Origin of the sequence: Pontibacter silvestris (assembly GCF_020907275.1) — a bacterium.
GTDB lineage: Bacteria > Bacteroidota > Bacteroidia > Cytophagales > Hymenobacteraceae > Pontibacter > Pontibacter silvestris.
Genome location: NZ_JAJJWI010000016.1, coordinates 36,362 through 56,671, shown reverse-complemented (window position 1 = coordinate 56,671; position 20,310 = coordinate 36,362). Strand labels below are relative to the sequence as shown.

General features: G+C 41.2%; 18 protein-coding genes. 5 read left to right on the top strand and 13 right to left on the bottom strand.

Annotation, left to right across the window (positions count from 1 at the left end):
• The first annotated feature begins 22 nt into the window (after positions 1 to 22).
• A complete protein-coding gene (locus LN995_RS14935; protein WP_229961885.1) occupies positions 23 to 796 on the top strand; it encodes an ABC transporter ATP-binding protein in 774 nt (257 codons plus the stop codon).
• 124 nt (positions 797 to 920) lie between these two features.
• On the opposite strand, the gene LN995_RS14930 is transcribed toward LN995_RS14935, so the two are convergent.
• From LN995_RS14930 to LN995_RS14915, 4 genes are all read right to left on the bottom strand, one after another.
• Positions 921 to 2,219: a NupC/NupG family nucleoside CNT transporter gene (locus LN995_RS14930; RefSeq protein WP_229961943.1), complete on the bottom strand. Its 1,299-nt coding sequence runs from the start codon at positions 2,217 to 2,219 to the stop codon at positions 921 to 923.
• A gap of 105 nt (positions 2,220 to 2,324) precedes the next feature.
• Entirely contained in the window at positions 2,325 to 2,930 is a 606-nt protein-coding gene (locus LN995_RS14925; protein ID WP_229961884.1) for a bifunctional nuclease family protein, read from the bottom strand.
• A gap of 16 nt (positions 2,931 to 2,946) precedes the next feature.
• Complete coding sequence (locus LN995_RS14920; protein ID WP_229961883.1) at positions 2,947 to 3,927, bottom strand: electron transfer flavoprotein subunit alpha/FixB family protein; 981 nt, start codon at positions 3,925 to 3,927, stop codon at positions 2,947 to 2,949.
• Positions 3,928 to 3,931: 4 nt separating this feature from the next.
• Positions 3,932 to 4,672, bottom strand: coding sequence for an electron transfer flavoprotein subunit beta/FixA family protein (locus LN995_RS14915; RefSeq protein WP_229961882.1), 741 nt, complete (start codon positions 4,670 to 4,672; stop codon positions 3,932 to 3,934).
• 67 nt (positions 4,673 to 4,739) lie between these two features.
• Here LN995_RS14915 and LN995_RS14910 point away from each other — a divergent pair, with 67 nt between their 5' ends.
• Positions 4,740 to 5,072 carry a tetratricopeptide repeat protein gene (locus LN995_RS14910; protein ID WP_229961881.1) on the top strand — a complete coding sequence of 111 codons (333 nt, stop codon included), beginning with the start codon at positions 4,740 to 4,742 and terminating at the stop codon, positions 5,070 to 5,072.
• 371 nt (positions 5,073 to 5,443) lie between these two features.
• Here the strand turns inward: LN995_RS14910 and LN995_RS14905 are convergent, their stop codons facing one another.
• The 6 genes from LN995_RS14905 to LN995_RS14880 form a co-directional block, all read right to left on the bottom strand.
• Positions 5,444 to 5,743, bottom strand: a complete 300-nt coding sequence (locus LN995_RS14905) for an antibiotic biosynthesis monooxygenase family protein (protein ID WP_229961880.1) — start codon at positions 5,741 to 5,743, stop codon at positions 5,444 to 5,446.
• 511 nt (positions 5,744 to 6,254) lie between these two features.
• A complete protein-coding gene (locus LN995_RS14900; protein WP_229961879.1) occupies positions 6,255 to 6,743 on the bottom strand; it encodes an Rrf2 family transcriptional regulator in 489 nt (162 codons plus the stop codon).
• 18 nt (positions 6,744 to 6,761) lie between these two features.
• Entirely contained in the window at positions 6,762 to 7,979 is a 1,218-nt protein-coding gene (gene hmpA, locus LN995_RS14895; RefSeq protein WP_229961878.1) for an NO-inducible flavohemoprotein, read from the bottom strand.
• A 319-nt stretch (positions 7,980 to 8,298) separates the two neighbouring features.
• Positions 8,299 to 9,594, bottom strand: a complete 1,296-nt coding sequence (locus tag LN995_RS14890) for a serine hydrolase (protein ID WP_229961877.1) — start codon at positions 9,592 to 9,594, stop codon at positions 8,299 to 8,301.
• 661 nt (positions 9,595 to 10,255) lie between these two features.
• Positions 10,256 to 10,966 carry a pirin family protein gene (locus tag LN995_RS14885; protein WP_229961876.1) on the bottom strand — a complete coding sequence of 237 codons (711 nt, stop codon included), beginning with the start codon at positions 10,964 to 10,966 and terminating at the stop codon, positions 10,256 to 10,258.
• Between the two features lie 166 nt (positions 10,967 to 11,132).
• Positions 11,133 to 11,672, bottom strand: a complete 540-nt coding sequence (locus tag LN995_RS14880) for a YceI family protein (RefSeq protein ID WP_229961875.1) — start codon at positions 11,670 to 11,672, stop codon at positions 11,133 to 11,135.
• Positions 11,673 to 12,014: 342 nt separating this feature from the next.
• Between LN995_RS14880 and LN995_RS14875 the strand changes: the two genes are divergently transcribed.
• Positions 12,015 to 13,472 carry an aldehyde dehydrogenase family protein gene (locus LN995_RS14875; RefSeq protein WP_229961874.1) on the top strand — a complete coding sequence of 486 codons (1,458 nt, stop codon included), beginning with the start codon at positions 12,015 to 12,017 and terminating at the stop codon, positions 13,470 to 13,472.
• 207 nt (positions 13,473 to 13,679) lie between these two features.
• On the opposite strand, the gene LN995_RS14870 is transcribed toward LN995_RS14875, so the two are convergent.
• Positions 13,680 to 15,014: an NAD(P)/FAD-dependent oxidoreductase gene (locus LN995_RS14870; RefSeq protein WP_229961873.1), complete on the bottom strand. Its 1,335-nt coding sequence runs from the start codon at positions 15,012 to 15,014 to the stop codon at positions 13,680 to 13,682.
• A 265-nt stretch (positions 15,015 to 15,279) separates the two neighbouring features.
• Positions 15,280 to 15,717 (bottom strand): acyl-CoA thioesterase, encoded by a 438-nt coding sequence (locus LN995_RS14865; protein WP_229961872.1) that lies wholly within the window; start codon positions 15,715 to 15,717, stop codon positions 15,280 to 15,282.
• A 254-nt stretch (positions 15,718 to 15,971) separates the two neighbouring features.
• On the opposite strand from LN995_RS14865, the gene LN995_RS14860 reads away from it, so the two are divergent.
• On the top strand, positions 15,972 to 17,144 hold the full coding sequence (locus tag LN995_RS14860) for an acetamidase/formamidase family protein (protein WP_229961871.1): 1,173 nt from the start codon (positions 15,972 to 15,974) through the stop codon (positions 17,142 to 17,144).
• A gap of 74 nt (positions 17,145 to 17,218) precedes the next feature.
• Here LN995_RS14860 and LN995_RS14855 read toward each other — a convergent pair whose 3' ends face one another.
• Positions 17,219 to 17,659, bottom strand: a complete 441-nt coding sequence (locus tag LN995_RS14855; RefSeq protein ID WP_229961870.1) for a nucleoside deaminase — start codon at positions 17,657 to 17,659, stop codon at positions 17,219 to 17,221.
• A 283-nt stretch (positions 17,660 to 17,942) separates the two neighbouring features.
• Here LN995_RS14855 and LN995_RS14850 point away from each other — a divergent pair, with 283 nt between their 5' ends.
• Positions 17,943 to 20,192: an ATP-binding protein gene (locus tag LN995_RS14850; RefSeq protein WP_229961869.1), complete on the top strand. Its 2,250-nt coding sequence runs from the start codon at positions 17,943 to 17,945 to the stop codon at positions 20,190 to 20,192.
• Positions 20,193 to 20,310: the final 118 nt, after the last annotated feature.

Sequence of the window (20,310 nt, the reverse complement as noted above, 5' to 3'; positions counted from 1 at the left end):
GGTTAGTTTAAACAGATAGTTCATGATAGAGATACACAATATACATAAGTCATTCAACGGCAAAAAAGTGTTGGATGGTATTAGTGGCGTGTTTGAAACTGGTAAAACTAATTTATTGCTTGGAGGCAGTGGTACAGGAAAAAGTGTGCTGCTTAAATGCATCGTTGGTTTGCTAAAACCTGATATTGGCAGCGTTACTTTTGACGGTACTTTTTTTACAAACAATAAGCTGGATATCCGGCAGGAAATTCGCCGTAAAATAGGTATGCTTTTCCAGGGCTCCGCCCTCTTCGACTCTATGACTGTAGAAGAGAACATTGAGTTTCCATTAAAAATGCTCACCGACATGAGCAAAAGTGACCGTAAAGACCGTGTTAATTTTTGCCTGCAACGGGTTGGGCTGGAAAACGCAAACAGTAAAATGCCTTCTGAAATAAGCGGAGGTATGAAAAAGCGTGTAGGTATTGCCCGGGCTATTGCTCCTAATTGTACTTACCTTTTTTGCGATGAACCAAATTCAGGGCTGGATCCGCAGACTTCTCTGCTTATAGATCATCTTATTAAAGAGATAACAGAAGAATATGACATTACTACCATTATTGTAACTCACGATATGAACTCTGTAATGGAGATTGGAGATAAAATCATGTTCCTGCATAAAGGCAAGAAACTTTGGGAAGGCACCAGCGACAATATACTGGATACCGATGTAAAGGAGTTCAAGGAATTTATCTACTCAAACCGCCTGATGCGTGATGCAAAAACTGTTGAAGACGAAAGAGACGATAGAGTTTAGTTAAAAAGAATAATAGTTTCTTCACCAAACCATAAAGTTCCGGTTTACTCTTAGTCTCTAAACAAGAAGCGCCTGCTGTAGCTGTACAGCAGGCGCTTCTTGTTTAGAGACTTCAGTTTAAGTATTAGAACATATATAACACCCCAGCTACCGTTGCTGTCATCATACAAGCCAGAGAGGCTCCTAATAAGGCCAGAAAACCTAATTTAGATAAATTACCTTGCTGATCCGGGGCCATGCTTCCGATACCTCCAATTTGAATAGCGATAGAACTGAAATTAGAAAACCCACATAAAGCATATGTAGCCATTATTAATGATTTAGGGCTAAGTGTACCAGCAGCTTTCATGTTTGCAAGGTCGAGGTAAGCCACAAACTCATTAACGGCTGTCTTCTGGCCCAACAAGCTACCTACCTGTAAAGTATCCTCCCAGGGCACACCCATTATAAAGGCAAAAATACGGAAGACCTGTCCTAAAATATATTGAAAGGAAAAGCCATCGAACTGCCCGCTTGTGCTGTTAACAACAAAATCATTCAGGCCTGTCAGGCTACCAATCTTAATCAGAATGTAATTCAGTAAGGCTATTACGGCAATGAAGGCCAGTAGCATACCACCCACGTTAGCTGCCAGTTTAAGACCATCGGCAGCACCTCTGGACAGTGCATCTACTAGGTTTACCCCCAACTGCTCTTCACTTACTTCTAACTGGGTGTTGATTTTTTCCGGCTCCGTTTCGGGCACCAGTATCTTTGCCAATACAATACCTGCAGGAGCGTTCATAACAGAAGCTGTTAGCAAATGAGCCGCAAAAATTGCCTGTTGCTCTACATCGCTACCGCCTAAAAAGGCTACATAAGCTGCCAGTACTCCTCCGGCTAAAGTGGCCATTCCTCCTGTCATAAGGCACATTAACTCCGATTTAGTCATGCGGCTGATAAATGGACGCACCAGCAAAGGAGCTTCTGTCTGCCCCAGGAAAATGTTACCTGCTGCTGATAAACTCTCAGCTCCGGAAAGACGCATTCCTTTAGACATTATCCAGGCGATACCAAACACGAATTTCTGTAAAACACCAAGGTAATATAAACCTGCAGATACTGTGGAGAAGAAAATGATGGTAGGAAGAACAGAGAACGCAAATATGTAACCTAAGCCACTGTTGTTTGATGGATTAGCCAGGTTGCCAAACAAAAACTCAGCCCCGGCTTGGGAGAAACTCAATAACTTAACAAATATTTTGCTGACAAAGGCAAAGGCGTCTGCCACCAAAGGTACCTGTGTAACCAGAACTCCGAATAAAATCTGAAGGAAAACACCGAAGCCTACCAGCTTCCAATCTATCGCTTTTTTGTTCTTGGAAAATAGGAAAGCAATAGCCATAATGGCTATCAAGCCAATAAGGCCTCTAACAATATCAATCATGTTTGTGGGACAAATTTGCCAAAAGTAAAGCTAATATCTTATAAAACAAAAGTCCTGCACCTATCGGGTGCAGGACTTTAAGAAATATACTTCCTGTTAAAATCAGTTTCTTTTATTTAACTCATCTCGAATTTTGGCGGCTTTCTCATAATCTTCCTTTTCCAGAGCATCGTTCAACATTTTATTGAGTTCGTCTACTGATGTCTGACTAAGCGACTCTTTAGTTGTACCACTACCAGAAGTAGATGTTGAGCTGCTCTTAACTGTCAGGTCTTCGCTTTCCTCCTCCTCTTCCAGGTCGCTAAGTATAATGCCGGCTTCTGACAGCACACTCTCTACTGTATAAATCGGTACACCAAAACGTAGGCCTATAGCAATAGCATCTGATGGCCTTGCATCAAGCTCAAAGTCTTTCACGCCATCGGTACACATAATTTTCGAATAGAAAACCCCTTCCTTTAAATCTGAAATCACTATTTCAGAGATGCTTACATTCAACTGTTCAGCAAATGTTTTGAACAAGTCATGTGTAAGCGGGCGGTTAGGGTTAATCTTTTCGATCTGTATAGCGATAGATTGTGCCTCAAACATGCCTATTATGATAGGCAATCTTCTATTTCCTTCTCTCTCGCCCAAAACCAAGGCAAATGATCCCGTTTGGGACTGGCTGGATGAGAGTCCGAGTATCTCTAACTGAATTTTCTCCACAGTTTTATCCTTCTATCTATTTGTCTAAAGCTTTCGCAGCTTCTATTAATTTTGGAACAACTTCAAATGCATCGCCCACAATACCATAATCTGCGGCTTTGAAGAACGGTGCTTCAGAATCCTTATTAATAACGACAATAACTTTAGAAGAGTTAACCCCTGCCAGATGTTGTATGGCTCCTGATATGCCTACGGCGATGTATAAGTTAGGGCTGATGGTAGTACCTGTCTGCCCAACGTGCTCATGGTGAGGCCTCCAGTCCATATCTGAAACAGGCTTAGAGCAAGCAGTAGCCGCCCCAAGTTCTTTGGCTAAATCTTCAATAAGATGCCAGTTTTCAGGTCCTTTCAAGCCACGTCCACCAGAAACCACTACTTCAGCTTCCTGTAGTAGCACACCACCGCTGGTATCCTGCATTACGGTTTCTTTTGGCAGCAGCGCAAAGTCAGCATCTGTTAAACCTGCAGAAAAGCTTTCTACAGTAGCAGCCCCAGTACCTTCGCTGCTAATATCAAAAGAGTTCTTCTTTATCGCTACGATTTTAATATCAGATGTAAGCGCTACATCAGCAAAAGCCTTACCTGAAAACACGCCACGTGTAACGGTAAAGCCAGCACCCTCTGTTTTAGGCAGTGTGGTAACATTTGTTGCTAATGATGCATTTAATCGAACAGCCAGCTTAGCACCTACTGAAGCACCAATGTTAGAGTTAGAAAACACAACTACTTTTGCATCTTCTTTCTGCACGGCTGCGGCAATTACCTTCACATAAGCATCCGCTACAAACTGTTTCAACCGCTGCTCCCCATCGAAAAGAACTTTACTAATGCCTTGAGCTCCTAATTGGGTAAGTGCTTCTTCTTTTACATCGCCAATAGCAACGGCAGTGGCAGAGGTTCCAAGTGCTTTTGCCACCTGGTTTCCGTATGATGCAGCCTCTAGTGAGGACTTTTTGATCTCTCCGTTCAGACCTTCTACAAATACTAATACAGACATATCTTTATAGTACTTTAGCTTCGTTTCTTAACAATGTAATTAATTCTCCGGCATTTTCTGCGTCAATCATTTTAACACCACCCTTTTTCTCAGGCTTACTATAATTAACATATGCAGACTTAGCCTCAGCACCTGTTGGCTCCACCACTTGAAGAGGTTTTGTACGAGCCGTCATAATGCCGCGCATGTTTGGTATACGAGGTTCGCTCATAGGTTGCTGTGCGCTCGCAACAAAAGGTAGTTTTACTTCTACTACCTCCTTACCACCTTCAATTTCACGCTCCAGGCGGGCCGTGGTATCATCTACCATATCCAGTTTAAAAGCTGGCACTACAGATGGAATACTCAGCAACTCTCCTACCATGTTGTGTACCTGGGAGCCATTGTAGTCGATGGACTCTTTGCCCATCAGGATTATATCGTAATTATTTTCCTTCGCTACAGCAGCTATTTGCTGTGCTACAAAAAAAGCATCTTTGGGATGAGCATTTACACGTATGGCATCGTCAGCACCAATAGCAAGTGCTTTACGGATGTTAGGTTCTGTATCAGCCTCTCCTACGTTTATTACGGTTACCGAACCTCCTTTAGCTTCTTTCAATTCAATAGCTCTTGTCAGGGCATATTCATCCCATGGGTTAATGACGAATTGTACGCCATTTTTATCGAATTCTTTATTATCTGCCGCGAAATTAATCTTGGAGGTAGTATCCGGCACGTTACTTATGCAAACTAATATTTTCATAGTTAGAAATCTTAGCTTTTAAAATTTTAAATTTGTGCGAAGTTAATTAAAATATAGGCAAATCGAAATGTCTCAGAATAGATTAGAACAACTCTTACAATTCCTTAAAGAGGATCCCAACGACGCTTTTACTTTATACGCCATCGCCACAGAATATCGTAATATTGATAAACAAAAAGCGATGGAATATTATGAAAAGCTGCTTACAGAACAAGAAACTTATGTAGGTACTTACTATCATGCTGGCAAACTCTACGAAGAGCTTGGGCAGAATGAAAAAGCGGAACACATCTACAAAAAAGGAATGCAGATTAGTCGCCAAGAAGGTAACTTACATGCTTTCTCAGAACTTCAGCAGGCTTACAATAAGCTTATGGGCCTCGACTACGAAGACGATTAAGCCTTTACTCACACTGCTACATCAAAAATAGTATGCATGCAGCATATTAACAAGTTTATTTATAGAAACTCTTACAGGAGAAAAATGTTGTGTAATAATGGTAGAAATATGTAAATCTACTTTCTAAAAACTTACTTTCTGCCAGGCAAAGAGGCTGTATTAATATTCCTCTTAAAGGGGTTTTGTTTGAATATGAAACTCACACGCATAGTTTTACATGTTCGCTTCATTTATAGAATAAACTTTATCTGGCTTAATATTGACACTAGTGTACCTACGGTATATTGCCCCATTACATACACTAGTGTCAATACTCCTCTTTGATTAGCTAATTCAGCTTAAGTCAAATCATATAGAAATTAAAAAATTATTTACTCGGCGACATGTTCAAAGCCACGCACTTGTACACTACCCGGCACTAGTTTAAGTCCCTTTGGAATTCCTTTGTGCACGTCATGATACATGTGGCTTTTATACCACACCTGAAAACTCTCTTCATCGGTCCAGTAAGTCATTAACCAGATCTCATTCGGATTTTCATGTGGGCTTAACACCTGTAACTTAATGAACCCAGCCGCATTTTCTACCAAATGGGGCCTGTTTCTGAATGCTTCTTTTACTTCAGGACCCATATCGTTAGCAATAACAAAGGAGCTTATGGAAATAAACATGCCGCAGGTGTTTCTGTATTAGGTGATAGATTTACTAAAAATATAACTATTAAAAAATCATTGATCCCAGCCATGTACAAAGAGACTAAAATAAAGCCACAAAACAAAACAGCAGGTTTACTAGTCGCAGACTGGAGGTTTTACTGGAGTGCTCGTCTTTCGTTGAGTTGATGCTCCCGCTCCTTTTAGAATGTTATCCTGCAGCAGGTCCTTTTGCTCTCATTCTGTTTCTATGTCAGAACTGCTGTCTCTTTCTCAGGTATATTATCATTGTCTATCATACTCATAAAGGTCTCCAAAACCTATACCATACAAGAGGAGCCATGGCTTTGATCGCCAATACAGGGTCTGAGAAAATCCGTAAAAAGGTAGCAACGGTCATAGTCTTAGCTCCTAAGGCAGCTGTTTAGCTTCTGCTCCCCCTACAACAACATAATCGCGTCCGCAGCCATACCTAAAACAACAGTGGAAAAGGACATTTAAAAGAAAGCACAGGTAAATTGAAACAGACTTAATCTTCAGGTATGGTATCTCCAATAACCGCATCAATTGCAGGCAGAGAGGTGCTACGGTTCATGAGTTGCTGGAGCAAAGAGCCTGTCTTGCCTGCAGTCACATCCTGCAGGGAGTAGTTATCCAGGTAGGCGATAAACTCCCGGTAAGCATTGTCCAACACAAACTTCAATAGGCAACTCCCGTCCAACACACAATGTGGCGATTGGCAGTTGATCAGCCCCTCACTTTGCTCCAGAAGTTGTACTAGCTGCCCCACTTTTATGTTGGCAGCGCTCTCTCCAAGGCGCAAGCCCCCGCCCCTGCCGCGCTGGGCGGCAATTATGCCTTTGTTAGAGAGAAACTGAACCACTTTAACCAAGTGGTTGCGGGAGATACCAAATTTATCAGACAGCTCGGTAATAGTGGTGGCAGTACCTGACAGCTGCTTTTGCGCCATGTACATAGATATTCGCAAGCCAAAATCGGTGAATTGATTCAGTTTCATACCTTAATGATACAAGTCTTAGGAAAGGATCAGATTAGCTGGCCCGAACTCCTCATAATGAATAGCTTCTTTGCTTACTCCCATAGCTATTAAATCCTCAAACTGTTTTTTGATGAATGGAGCCGGGCCGCAAAGGTAGTAATCTGCATCCTGTAAAACAGCCTGCTCCTTTAACCTGCTCAGATCAACAATTCCTTCATAGTATCCTTCCACCTGCATCTGCTCATCCAGAGAATCATAGAAAATGTGCTTCTGTAGCTTTCCATGTTTTGCTCCCAAGCTGGTAAGAGGTTCTTGGAAGGCATGCACGTTCCTGTTTCTACAGCCATGCACCCAAACAACCTCTCTGTTACTTCCTGTGTCGATTAGGTACTCGAGCATGCTCAGCAGTGGTGTTACTCCTACGCCGCCGCTTATCAGTACCACTGGGGTTTCCTTGCCGGTGTCAAGCGTAAAGTCACCGGCCGGGCAGGCCACTTCTATCACATCACCCTCCTGCACCGCATCATGCAGCTTATTGCTGATCATGCCGCTCGGGTGCGGGTCTTTACCAGCTTCTTTTTTAACGGAGATGCGGTAGTATGTACCGTTAGGGGCACTGGACAAGCTGTACTGGCGGGGCTGAAACAGGTTCAGTTCCGGGAGTAAGAGCCGCACGCTCAGATATTGTCCGGGAAGGAAGTCAGCTACCTTCCCTCCGTCTGCAGGATAAAGGTAGAAAGAAGCAATCTCCACCGACTCCTGAACCTTCTGCTTCACGATGAATGGACGCCAACCAGTCCAGCCTCCTTCTTTAGCCACTGCATCACTGTATAGGTTCTTTTCAAGCCCGGCCATCAGGTCTGCCAGCTGCTGATAGGCTACGGCCCATGCCTCTATCAATTCAGGAAAAGAATCATCTCCCAACACCTCACTTATTGAAGCAAGCAAGTGCTTGCCCACAATGGCGTAGTGCTCCGGACGAATATCCAGGCTTACGTGTTTATGTCCAATCTTAGTCACGGCTGAGACTAAGACGGAAGGGTCCTCTATACGTTCGGCATAAGCCAACACAGCCATTGCCAGCGACAGTTGCTGTTTTCCGCTCCCCTGGTTGCCAAGGTTAAACACATTCTTCAGTTCAGGGTTATGGCTCAGCATACGGCTGTAAAAATGTGTGGTCAGGGCAACGCCATGCTCCCTTAGTACCGGTACTGTGCCTTTAATCAGTTCTATTTGCTCTGTTGAAATCATCATAGTAAGATTTAAAGTTGCATCAAATCTACAACTTTCAGCAGGGGCAAAAAATGACATTCATCACCCTTGGCAAAAGTTAATAATACATTCAGAGCAGAAAGATATCAAAGGTGTTAAAGAATGTTAAGCCTAAACCATTACTTACTGGTTTATTGCCAAACATTAATTACCTAAAGAGAAATGTTCAACAAAGTGAAGGTGCTGAACTTAATAATCAATGGTCGCAGGATTAAGAAGTACTTTAAAGCTGAACTATAGAAGAAACTGCTCTAACAGCAGAGAATAGCAACTTAATAGGAACATCAAAAACAGAAGTACCTTAATTGTCAACCTCTCGCAGCGAAGGGCGGGTATCATGTACATCACGCTGCTCATACTGTACCTGAAATGCTGACAAGTCTGCTTTGTATTTTCTTTCTCTTGATAATTCGTAGTTATAAATAATTTGCCCCAGGTTGTACAGAAAAGGATAGCCAATGGTATCATAGTCATACTTCCCATCGTTCACCACATCGTCACTGTTTACATACAGGGTTGCCGCTAACATGTATTCCACTTGGTTTTCAAAATCAACCACATAAGAAACATCTGTTAGGAATCCATAAGCCCAACCTACTTTATTGAACACCCGAACGTGTTCGGGCATACGGTGCGTACTGTTGCGGAAAAAGAACTTGACATAACTGTCATAAAAAAGGGCTGAGTCATACTTGGGATAAGGTGTTTCGGAAGGATACTGAGACAGGTATTGATAGATAAAGGTATAATCATCTTTGGAAAGATTGAACCTTTGCTTTTTGGGCACAGACGCAGGAACCATAACGGATTGCAGTAACTGTTGCAGATCTTCTAGTGGTAGTTTATTCTGCCGTGTAAAGTCAAAGGGAGCATTTACCAAGCTATCGCTGCTGTTGTAGTGCGCCTTTCCCAATAGTACCACCGGGCTAAAATCAATTGAGTCAGGATTGTAGGCAGGTGGTTGGTAGTATCTCGTACTTCCATCCTTATTTAAAAAGCGGATGGCATTTGTATGGCGGTTTTGCTCTGTGGTAAACCCCATGAACTGTCGGACAATTCGGGAATTCTTATAGCCTTTACCATGAAGACTACGGTTAATTCCTTGCTGTCCTACAAATTGATACAAACGGTTATAAGGGTCGTTCTCGCTAATCAGAAACGCTCGTCTGATAAAATGTGCAATGGAAGGCAATCCACTGGCGGAAGTAACATCAGTATAAAGCGGCTTCTGCCGTACATAGCTACTATCAAAAACGAGCGGCGTATGCTTATCTATTCCTTCTTTCCCAAGCGTGTTCAGCTTCTCCAAAGACAGGAAAGCTAATGGTAACTTTACTGTAGAGGCAGGGTTGAAATAAAGATTTGGATCGTAGTTAAAGTAATAATTCTGGAAAGAAGGTTTATTCTTCTTGTCGCGATTGATTTGTGTATAAATAATCTGTAACCGATACTCATCCGGGTTACTGAGCAGCCTATTAATGCTATCGTTGCCCGCGTTTGTCAAAATATCTTTTAAGAAAGCATCCGTCTTTTGTTGAGCCGCAGCAGGATTATAGATGGAAAGCAACAATAAGAGGGCCAAAATAAATCTGGTCATAAATATATGATTGTAGGCAGTTCTTACTGATATTATACTTCGAGTACCCCCTTAAGTATCAGCAAATCTTTTATAGAAAATAAGTTCTTACAGTAGAAACAAGCATCACCAAAGCATACAGAAACACCAGCCATCTAAAAAGCTTCTTCCTGTTCACAGAGTTCTTTATAAAGGGATAAAGCAGAAAGTAAGCAAGCCCAAACGCTACGAACAAGAGACTAATTGCCTTCAACATTTTATTTAATTTTATAGTCCTCTACTACCACACTCAAGTGAATTACCTTTTGTACTTTGTCAAAAGCATACCTGTTCTGATCAGGCAACGCAAGTGTTTATAATTCTCAATATATAGTAGCCAATATAGCACATTCCTATAAACTATTAAGTGAGTTTCATGTTTTTTGTAGTCTCAGCGCATCTGTCATTACTGCTAAAACAGTATGAAGACTTCCCTCTTGTTGTTCTCCATCCGCTTTTGGTAAGCTTATACTTGTACGTTTCTTCATCGTGTCAAATGATAGGAGGTGCTGCTTCAGATGAACAAAAATGACATCAGTTTATTCAGTTATTTGAGCATGCAGGATTAGATGGTTGAATTAAATTAAAACCTCCCTACAACAAAATGTAAGAACTTAAACTGCTTACATTATTCCGTAAGCTACTAATGATTAATAGGGGCTTCTATGATTAAGAAATGAGTTTCTGTTGTACAACTTATGCTAAGGCTTTCAATTTCCCAGATACCAATAGCATCACGTTTTGATAACTCATGGCCATTAACTTCTATAGAACCACTGATACAAAACACAAATGCTAATTTATTCAGAGGACTAAATCTATATTCCACCTGATGGCCCTGATCATAACATCCCAGTAAAAACTTAGCATTCTGATTAATCCAGCAATGGCTTTGACCTTCTTCGTTGCTTACTACAGTTACTAACTTATTTTTCCTTTTTTCTTCCGGAAAATACCTGCGTTGATAGCGGGGGGTAATATTTTGTAATTTAGGTTCTATCCAGATCTGAAGGAAGTTTACCTCATCCTCTCCTACATTATGCTCTTCATGCCGCAATCCTGATCCGGCACTCATAATCTGCACCCAATCTTTGCTAACTACTTCATTATATCCCATGTTATCTTTGTGGCTCATATTGCCAGCTAGCACAATGGAAACAATTTCCATGTTGGTATGCGCATGTAATCCGAACCCATTACCTGGCTCAACAAAATCATCGTTGAAGACCCTTAATAACCCAAAACCACTACGTTCAGGATCATAGTGGCTGGAAAAACTAAAGGTAAAATTGCTTTTGAGCCAGCCTATATCCTTAAGGCCTCTTTCATCAGATTTGAGAATTTTGTAGTTCATGGGCAAGATATTCACTTGTAAGTGTAGGAGCTACTTCATTGTATTTTAATCTAGCATAAATATACAGGTAAGGCAGCTAAGTTATTAATAAAGCAGTAGCTATTTCTCTAAACACACCAAGTAAAAAACGACTGCCAGAATTTAACTCTGGCAGTCGTTTAAGATATTAAGACAAGGTTTCTTTTACAAGCTGGATCTCAGCATGAAGACGAATATCATCGCTAACTACTACATTACCTGCTTCTGTAATGGCGCTCCAGCTTAAGCCAAAGTCTTTTCTGTTAATCTTTCCATCAACAGAAAAACCAGCTTTTGTCTGACCGTACGGATCAACTACAATACCGTGGAATTCTACATCAACTGTAACGGGTTTCGTAATATCTCTAATAGTTAAATCACCATGGAGTTTTGCAAAACCAGCTTCAACCTCTTCATAACTTTTACCAACAAACTTAATTTCTGAATGTGTAGCTGCATCAAAAAAGTCTGGTGACTTAAGGTGCGTGTCGCGTTGCTCGTTGTTTGTGTTGATAGAATCTACATCAGCCGTAAATACAATGCTGTTGGCAGTTTTAAATTCATCATCTTCCTCTGTAGTCACAGCTAAATTGTATTTGGTAAAATAACCAGTAACTGTAGTAATCATCAGGTGTTTAACTTTGAACTGAACTTCACTGTGTGTAGGGTCAATACTCCATTTCGCCATAGTTTCTATTATTTTAAGTTTAAGAATTTACTGGTTTATACACCACAAGTAAACCTGCCAAGGCAGAGGCCATGCGTCTAATACTATATGGTATTTATTTCTTTAAGGTTTCAATTATTTATGTAGATACATAAGAACTATATCCAAACAAATGTACAAACATATTATGTATATACATACAAAATGCTAAAAAGTTTTTTCCCATGCTTTTATAATTTTAAAAGATAACAGGCAATTCATAATCCTTTAAATTTCAAGCGCATGTATTTTTTATTGTTTAGACAAACATTAACACTGCTTTGCCTGTAAAACAAGGTAAGGTTTTTAAACACAAAATAAACTATGCAACAATATACAGATCTTAATAAACAATTTATTGCCGGAGAGTGGCTTGAGGGCTCAGCGGACCATGAGGTAGAAAATTTGAATCCTTACGACGAGTCCGTTATAAATACATTTAAGGGTGCCAGTACTGACGATGTAGACAGGGCTTTTAAAGTAGCCAAGGACGCTTCCAAATCATGGAGTGTGTCTAACCCGCTGGAAAGGCAGCAGGTAATGCTAAAAGCAGCCAATATATTAAAGGAGCGCAAAGAAGAAATAATAAACTGGATTACTAAAGAGGTTGGTGGTACTTATCTGAAAGGGGAAATAGAGTACACTCAAACTTACAATATGCTTATAGAAGCAGCCTCATTTCCGATGTGGATGCACGGATATACCATTCCGTCTGTAACGCCTGGTAAGCAAACACTGGTATATAGGAAAGCACTCGGAGTTATAGCCATGATTAGTCCGTGGAACTTCCCGCTCTACCTTTCTATGCGTACGGTTGCCCCTGCGCTGGCTGTTGGTAACAGTGTAGTAATGAAGCCCGCTTCTCAGTCGCCGGTAACCGGAGGCACATTTATTGCCAAATTATTTGAAGAAGCAGGTTTACCAGCCGGCGTAATTAATGTAGTAGTAGGTAAGTCAAGTGTAATAGGCGACCACTTCACAGCAAACCCAGAATCAAGCCTTATATCTTTTACAGGATCCACACCAGTTGGTAAGGGTATTGGTAAAATAGGCGGAGAAGGCTTAAAGAAATTAGCGCTGGAGTTAGGTGGTAACAACCCGTTCATTATTCTGGAAGATGCTGATATTGATCGTGCCGTTGACTCCACTATTTTTGGTCGGTTCATGCACCAGGGCCAGATTTGTATGTCCACTAACCGCATACTGGTTCACGAGAGTATCTATGATAAGTTCACAGAGAAATTTATTGAAAGAGCCAAAGCACTTCCTTACGGTGACCCTGCTGACAAAAACACTGTTGTTGGACCTTTAATTGATAACAAAGCAGCTAAACGCGTGGTTGAACTGGTACAACGAACAGTAGACGCCGGAGCTAAACTGGAAACCGGTGGTCAGGCCGACGGTAATGTGGTGCAGCCAACAGTCCTTTCTGGCGTAACGAAGGATATGCCCATTTTCCAGGAAGAGGTGTTTGGTCCGGCTGTAGGCATAATTAAATTTAAAGATGACGCAGAGGCCATTGAGCTGGCGAACTCTACAGAGTTCGGCTTGAGCGGTGCGCTACATACGAAAGACCTGCAGCGTGGTATCAGAATTGCCAAGCAAATTGAAACTGGTATGATCCACATCAACGACCAGTCTGTGAATGATGAGCCAAACACTCCTTTTGGTGGTGAGAAAAACTCCGGTGTCGGACGCTTCGGTGGCCAATGGATTCTGGAGGAATTAACAACGCTGCAGTGGATAAGCTATCAGGATGAATACAGAGATTATCCTTTTTAACTCCTGCTTCAGCAGATAACATAAAAAAGAACCTGACCATTAATGGCCAGGTTCTTTTTTTATGTTTGATTTGTTTTGATGTTGTCATTCTGAGACTAACTGCTTACTGTCTATCTAAGCAGAAACTAACTCCCTTTGCTGTCATGACTTTGTAAAGTTTCTGTAGTAAAGGATATTATAAGTTCAGCTAATATAATCAATGGTACGTCAGATCAAAGTTTTATGCGTCATGGTTTCTTCTACAGGTACGTTCTTCTGTGTAAATCCTACAATCAAACGGTTACCCGTATCGTAAGTAAAGTAGCTCCACAGCCAGTTCACCATTACAACAAGCCGGTTACGGAAGCCAATCACTGAGATAAGGTGAATAAACATCCAGATTACCCAAGCAAAGAAACCCTGAGTTTTTATTTCTTTGTTAAACATCTTTAGGTCTGCTACAGCATGGTTGCGACCTACAGTAGCCATAGCACCTTTGTCGCTATAGTTAAACGCTTTCAGAGGTTTACCTGACAGCATATTAACCAAGTTTTTCCCTAGAAGCCTGCCCTGCTGCATGGCGGGCTGTGCCAGCATTGGGTGCCCGTGTGGGTATTCATCTGTCACCATGGCGGCAATATCACCTATAGCAAAAATATTATCATAGCCTAAAACACGGTTATGTACATTTACCTGTAAACGATTACCTCGCAGCATACTTTCTTTGCGAATTCCATTAACAGGTGCACCAGAAACACCAGCTGCCCATATAAGCGTACGTGTAATAAGCGTTTCACCAGAATCTAATGTTACCGTATAGCCGTCATAGGACTTAACCCGGCGATTAAGCCACAGTTTCACTCCAAAGCTTTCCAGATACTCCTGTGCCTTCCGCGATGCCTCGTCAGACATACCCTTCAGCAGTTGCGGCCCGCTCTGCACCAGGTGTATATCCATCTCCTTAAAGTTAAGTTCTTTGTAATCTTTTGGCAGCACATGTTTCCGAAGCTCGCTTAAGGCCCCTGCCACCTCTACACCGGTAGGCCCTCCTCCTACTATTACATAGTCCATGAGGCTGTTCATCTGCTCATCCTCGTCGGTAAGCAATGACTTTTCAAAATTATGCAATATTGTGTTTCGTAGAGTTAGTGCATCGTCTATACTTTTAAGGGCGATGGCGTTATTCTCCATCTGCTCATCTCCAAAGTAGTTTGAGGTTGCCCCGGTTGCCATTACTACATAATCATATCTGATCAGGCCGATCGATGTTTCCACTACCTGCTTTTCTGTATCAATAAACTGCACTTCAGCCAGCCGGAAATAAAAGTTGTTTTGCTTACCAAAGATTTTCCGGAAGGGATGAATAATAGAATCAGCCTCCACACCGGCAGTAGCTACCTGGTACAGCAATGGCTGAAAGGTATGGTAGTTCTGTTTATCTATTAGTATAACCTGTACATCTGCATCTCTCAAAGATTTAGCTAACTCAATACCAGCAAACCCTCCTCCTATAATAACTACACGCGGCTTACCAGTATCTGCAATTCTTGCATAATTTACCATTATCTAAATTTCATTTTTCATCATTAAAATATCTCCACAACTTGTAAATTAGCAATATTTTTACTGCACTATCTAGCTATGGAATCTAGTACTTCTCTGTTAGTTATTTATGTACGGTTTTAGAGAATAGCTGTTTTATGTATAGCAGCTACCTCTTTAGTCTCCCTATAACGAGCAGTATATCATTCGAAATTATTTTAAGAATCATTAAGCATGAAACTCTATAAAGAAAAGCTGCAGCTAAATTCAGTTAAGAAAAAGATTATCAATCAGTAATATCTTCAAAATCATCGCTTTTTGGAAGGTGTGAAAATTTTTGTGCCAGGTCTTCCGGCAGCACTGTCAGTTTTCGTTTTACAATATCTATCCAGGCTCCGTCCACATTAACTACAGCTGCTTTTACGCCATCACCCCGGTAAATCTCATGCCGAATAGACCACCTAGAGCCATCTGGCTTGCTCTTCGTCATCTCCAGCGTAACCTTAATGATATCGTTCACGCCGATTTCCCGCAAGTAAATAAGTTCTTCACGGAAGAGTATTGGTCCAACTTTTAAGTTCTGAAACACTTTAAAATCCAGCCCGAGGCTATCTAAAACAGCTATCCTGGCTTGTGCGGCAAAATCGGCATAGGCAGAATGGCGCATGTGCATGTTTGCATCCAGATGAGACCACATTACTTTTCCTTCATATACATTATCCATGGTATCTATATTTTAAATGATATCGAAAGCTTTAATATAGGAATATCATATTTATCTATGTTAGAAAATACTTATATTGTATAGTAAGCATGTAAAGCACAACCCGTCATACGTGTGTAGAGTCATAATATGGTGATGGTTAAGTTGATATTATGTGCAGCTACATCAAATTATCAATCTTAAAAGCATAGCCTAAAAACGAACTCTCAAATACCAACATTATATAACCTGTACATTCACCTAAAACTCACCTGATGAACCTAACTAACAACAACGAAGAAAAGCATAAGTCGCGGCGTGGTTTTTTAACAAAAGCTGCCAAAGGAGGGATAGCTGCTCTTACCTTAAGCAGCGTAACAGCAAGTGCCACTGGCCTGTCAGACATAGTAGGAGATGAAAAGAGAATTTCTCCTCTCCCCTCTCGCATAAAACCTGATCATATAGTAAGATCTGTCCCTGAAAATATGGTTTGGGGTTATTATGGTGCAGATGTTCCACCTGTTTACCGGGTAAAAGACGGAGACGTAGTTGAGATTCATACAGTTAGTACAGCAGGAATCAGTAAAAATGACCCTGAGGCTTTTTTCAAAGACAACAACTTACCCATTGATCAGCATGCGCAGGAGATTATTGATATCATGAAGCATGTTCAGCCTGAGCCTTCGGGCATCAGGGGGCACATGCTTACGGGGCCTGTTTACATAGAAGGTGCTGAACCAGGAGACACTCTGGAAGTTCGTATACTTGACCTTCCGTTACGCAGCAACTATGGAGTGAACAGTGTTTGGCCAGGAGGTGGTGGCATACCTGACGCTGTTACCAGCCGGGAAACGTTTGTGTACCGCTACGATAAAAAGAAAAACACTGCCTCTTTTATGGAGGGAATTGAAATACCGCTAAAGCCCTTTATGGGTGTTATGGCACTGTCACCTCCACCAGAAATGGGACGTGTTAGTTCTATTCCTCCTGATTTCTTTGGAGGTAACCTGGATATAAAACATCTCATTAAAGGTACTACCTTATATTTACCTGTGTCGGTGCCCGGCGGGCTTTTTACAACCGGAGACTGCCATTCAGCACAAGGTAATGGCGAGGTAAGTGGCGTGGCCATAGAAGCGTCTTTGTCCTTGGTAGCAAAGTTTATCGTACATAAAGGCAAAGCGCTTAAGCAGGTGCGTGCCGAAACACCTACTCATTTTATTGCCATTGGCTTAGACCCTGACCTGGATAAGGCCATGCAAAATGCTCTTGCAGAAACGGTTAATTTTATACAAAACGAATTAGGATTCACTTTCAACCAGGCATTGTCTATTGCCAGCACAGGTGTAGACTTTGAGGTAAGCCAGGTAGTAGATAGAACGTTGGGTGTACACGCCATGATACCGAAGTCTATCTTTACCAAGAAGAAGTTTACTTACTGGTCTTAAGAGGCTTATTAAAAACCAGCCAACAGCACATTTTAGCCTACGTGCTGTTAGCTGGTTTTTATCATCAAGGTCTGTTAATCTTCTCCTATGTCCTCATTCCAAAGCGCAGGCTTTTCCTGAATAAACTGCTGCATCAGGTTATAACACTCCTCATTATCCACTACTGTTACGTCAACTCCTCTGGACTTCAGTAGTTCTTCCTCTCCCACAAAAGTCTTGTTTTCGCCAATAACTACTTTAGGAATACCATATAATAATATGGTACCAGAGCACATAGAACAAGGTGACAGTGTAGTATAGATGGTGCACTCTTTATAAACAGAAGCAGGTTGGCGTCCAGCGTTTTCCAGCGCATCCATTTCCCCATGTAGAATAACACTACCGTCCTGCACTCTTTTATTGTGTCCGCGTCCAATAATTTTGCCATTATGTACCAAAACAGATCCTATTGGAATGCCTCCTTCTGCAAATCCCTTTTTTGCTTCGTCTATAGCGGCCTGTAAAAACTCGTTCATATTTATTTTTTCTATGGTTCTGAAATCCAATATAGAAACTTAAATGTTTTATTGATAGACTAACATTATTAAAAAGACTGTTAAAACAAATGAATGTTTAACCAGAGAACAAATATCTTTGTAAAAGCTATCAAGACGACAATTTTAAAGGACATTTTCCTCCGGCTGCCGTATATAGATTGCTCTAGAGAAACCCTCTGGATATATACGGCTCCACCCTTGCATATTGGTTGCCATTTATAAGTTCCTGTTTTGTGGCAACAAAGGATTAATGAATTAAAAGATGCAAAATTATAAAAACCATAAAGTTGATTTAAGTAACTGCGACTCTGAACCTATTCATATTATTGGCCGAATTCAACCACATGGTTTTTTAATAATCTTAAACAGCTCTTCCTTAATAGTCGAGCAGCTTAGTGAAAACGTAGAATACTACCTGGGGGTAAAGCCGGAGGTACTTTTCGGAAAAACCTTAGATACTATCTGTTCTGCTGAAGAATATCAAAAACTTGAAAAACAGCTAAGAAACGATCCTATTATCTCCCCTCAACTTGTTACTATCAGAGATAAACATTTTTTTGGATTCGCGCATCTATCTGCCAATAAAATAATATTAGAATGCGAAGCATATACCCCAACTGATGAGTACGAGAGATTAGAAAATTATTGTTCTTTTTCACATTTTCAGTCAAAAATTAATACTCTTTACTCACTCGAAAGTTTATCAGAGTTGCTGGTTAATTTTGTTCAGGAGTATCTTAATTACGACCGGGTACTGCTTTATGTCTTTGACAAGGAGTGGAATGGAGAAGTTATTGCAGAGAAAACAAAGCCTGGAATCGGCTCTTATCTATACCAGCACTTTCCATCCAGTGATATTCCTGCTCCGGCCAGAGATCTACTCACCAAAAAGCCCATCAGGCAAATTCCTGATATTTCGGCTTCTGCTATTGATATAGTACCTTATGTAAACCTTGCAGATGGTGCTCCGACTAACATTATACAGTCTGAGCTTCGGAATGCTTCTGAAATTCATTTGGAATACCTTGCTAATATGGGTGTACAGGCTTCTTTGTCTATTACGCTAATGGTAAAAGGCAAGCTTTGGGGTTTGATTACATGTCACCATCAGTCACCTAAGTTTGTCGATTTTTGGAAGAGGCAGATGTGTTACATGGCATCTAAAACTTTTTCAGCTGCCGTTCTTACCAACCAGGAAAAAAGGGACCTGCAAACGCTGGCTTATTATAAGCAAATGGAGGAGGTACTTGTGGAGCAGGTTAATGCAACAGGCAGTGTTAGTAAAGGACTTTTTAAACAACATTTTACGCTGCTGGATATAACTGAAAGCCAGGGAGCGGCCATTTACATTGAAAACACCCTAACCACAACAGGCAACACGCCAGCAGCCGATCAGGTAATGGAGATAATTGAATGGCTTATTGCTAACAATAATGCCAGCATTTTCTATACCAGAGAGCTTTCTAAACACATTCCACAGGCAGATGCTTACAGACAAAATGCAAGCGGTTTGCTGGCGCTGGAAATATCGAGGTACAATAAATCATACATTCTGTTTTTTAAACCCGAAATTAAGGAAACGCGCATTTGGGCTGGTAATCCAGAAAAACCAATTGCCGGGGATGGGATGCGGGTACACCCCCGGAAATCTTTCTCAAAATGGGTGGAGGATATTAGGGGCAAATCTGTACCCTGGACAATGAATGAACTGGAAGTTACACAGTTACTGCTGAAGGACATGGTTGCCATTTTGTTAAGGAACCATGCTGATAAGCTTAAAGAACTAAACGATGAGCTTTTAACTAAATCAGAAGAACTGAAAGTAAAGAATAACAGACTGGAAGACTTTGCCTACATCATAACGCATAATCTCCGCTCGCCATTGAGTAACATTCGTGGCCTATATGCTCATTATCAGGCTAGCCCCAATCAGGAAACAGGCTCTGAAGTGATGGGCAGAATGAACCTGATGATAAATAACATGTCTGACACCATAGATGACCTTAACACGATTCTGAAAACTGCCAATGAGCAACAGCTACAACAAGAGGCAGTGTCTGTTGCAGATGTCATTAACAAAGAGAAGCAGAACATTCTTACTGAACCACAGGCTGAAATTACAACCGAGCTTTTCGTGACGCAGTTAAATATTCCGAAAGTATATATAGAGAGCATTGTACATAACCTGCTCTCCAACGCCCTAAAATATAGTTCACCTGACAGAAAACCGATCATTAAAGTAAAGACCTGGCTAGAACACGATAAGCTTTATCTAACAGTTTCTGACAACGGCTTAGGCATGAACCTTAACAAAATGGGCCATAAGCTGTTTGGCCTGTACAAAACTTTTCATCGCAACAAAGACTCTAAAGGCTTAGGTTTGTACCTTACCCGAATGCAGGTAGAGGCGCTTGGTGGGAAAATTTCAGCTGAAAGCGAACCTGACAAAGGAACAACTTTTACGGTAGAATTAAGTGCCTCTTTAGGTTGCTCTTTTAATGTTGGGCCTTGACAGCTTTTATCAATGTTACCTGGTGCAGAACATGTTTCCGCACCAGGTAAATTTAAACGTTCTTCTTTCTCTAACTACTTCAACACAGCTCTCTTACATACTCCCCCTTTACATATCA

Bases quoted from the DNA above. Each gene is read 5' to 3' on its own strand.
- LN995_RS14935 (WP_229961885.1), top strand. From the start codon at position 23: ATGATAGAGATACACAATATACATAAGTCATTCAACGGCAAAAAAGTG.
- LN995_RS14875 (WP_229961874.1), top strand. From the start codon at position 12,015: ATGCAACAATATACAGATCTTAATAAACAATTTATTGCCGGAGAGTGG.
- LN995_RS14905 (WP_229961880.1), bottom strand. From the start codon at position 5,743: ATGTTTATTTCCATAAGCTCCTTTGTTATTGCTAACGATATGGGTCCT.
- LN995_RS14885 (WP_229961876.1), bottom strand. From the start codon at position 10,966: ATGAACTACAAAATTCTCAAATCTGATGAAAGAGGCCTTAAGGATATA.
- LN995_RS14920 (WP_229961883.1), bottom strand. From the start codon at position 3,927: ATGTCTGTATTAGTATTTGTAGAAGGTCTGAACGGAGAGATCAAAAAG.
- LN995_RS14870 (WP_229961873.1), bottom strand. From the start codon at position 15,014: ATGGTAAATTATGCAAGAATTGCAGATACTGGTAAGCCGCGTGTAGTT.
- LN995_RS14900 (WP_229961879.1), bottom strand. From the start codon at position 6,743: ATGAAACTGAATCAATTCACCGATTTTGGCTTGCGAATATCTATGTAC.
- LN995_RS14865 (WP_229961872.1), bottom strand. From the start codon at position 15,717: ATGGATAATGTATATGAAGGAAAAGTAATGTGGTCTCATCTGGATGCA.
- LN995_RS14855 (WP_229961870.1), bottom strand. From the start codon at position 17,659: ATGAACGAGTTTTTACAGGCCGCTATAGACGAAGCAAAAAAGGGATTT.
- LN995_RS14915 (WP_229961882.1), bottom strand. From the start codon at position 4,672: ATGAAAATATTAGTTTGCATAAGTAACGTGCCGGATACTACCTCCAAG.
- LN995_RS14860 (WP_229961871.1), top strand. From the start codon at position 15,972: ATGAACCTAACTAACAACAACGAAGAAAAGCATAAGTCGCGGCGTGGT.
- LN995_RS14890 (WP_229961877.1), bottom strand. From the start codon at position 9,594: ATGACCAGATTTATTTTGGCCCTCTTATTGTTGCTTTCCATCTATAAT.
- LN995_RS14880 (WP_229961875.1), bottom strand. From the start codon at position 11,672: ATGGCGAAATGGAGTATTGACCCTACACACAGTGAAGTTCAGTTCAAA.
- LN995_RS14850 (WP_229961869.1), top strand. From the start codon at position 17,943: ATGCAAAATTATAAAAACCATAAAGTTGATTTAAGTAACTGCGACTCT.
- LN995_RS14910 (WP_229961881.1), top strand. From the start codon at position 4,740: ATGTCTCAGAATAGATTAGAACAACTCTTACAATTCCTTAAAGAGGAT.
- hmpA (WP_229961878.1), bottom strand. From the start codon at position 7,979: ATGATGATTTCAACAGAGCAAATAGAACTGATTAAAGGCACAGTACCG.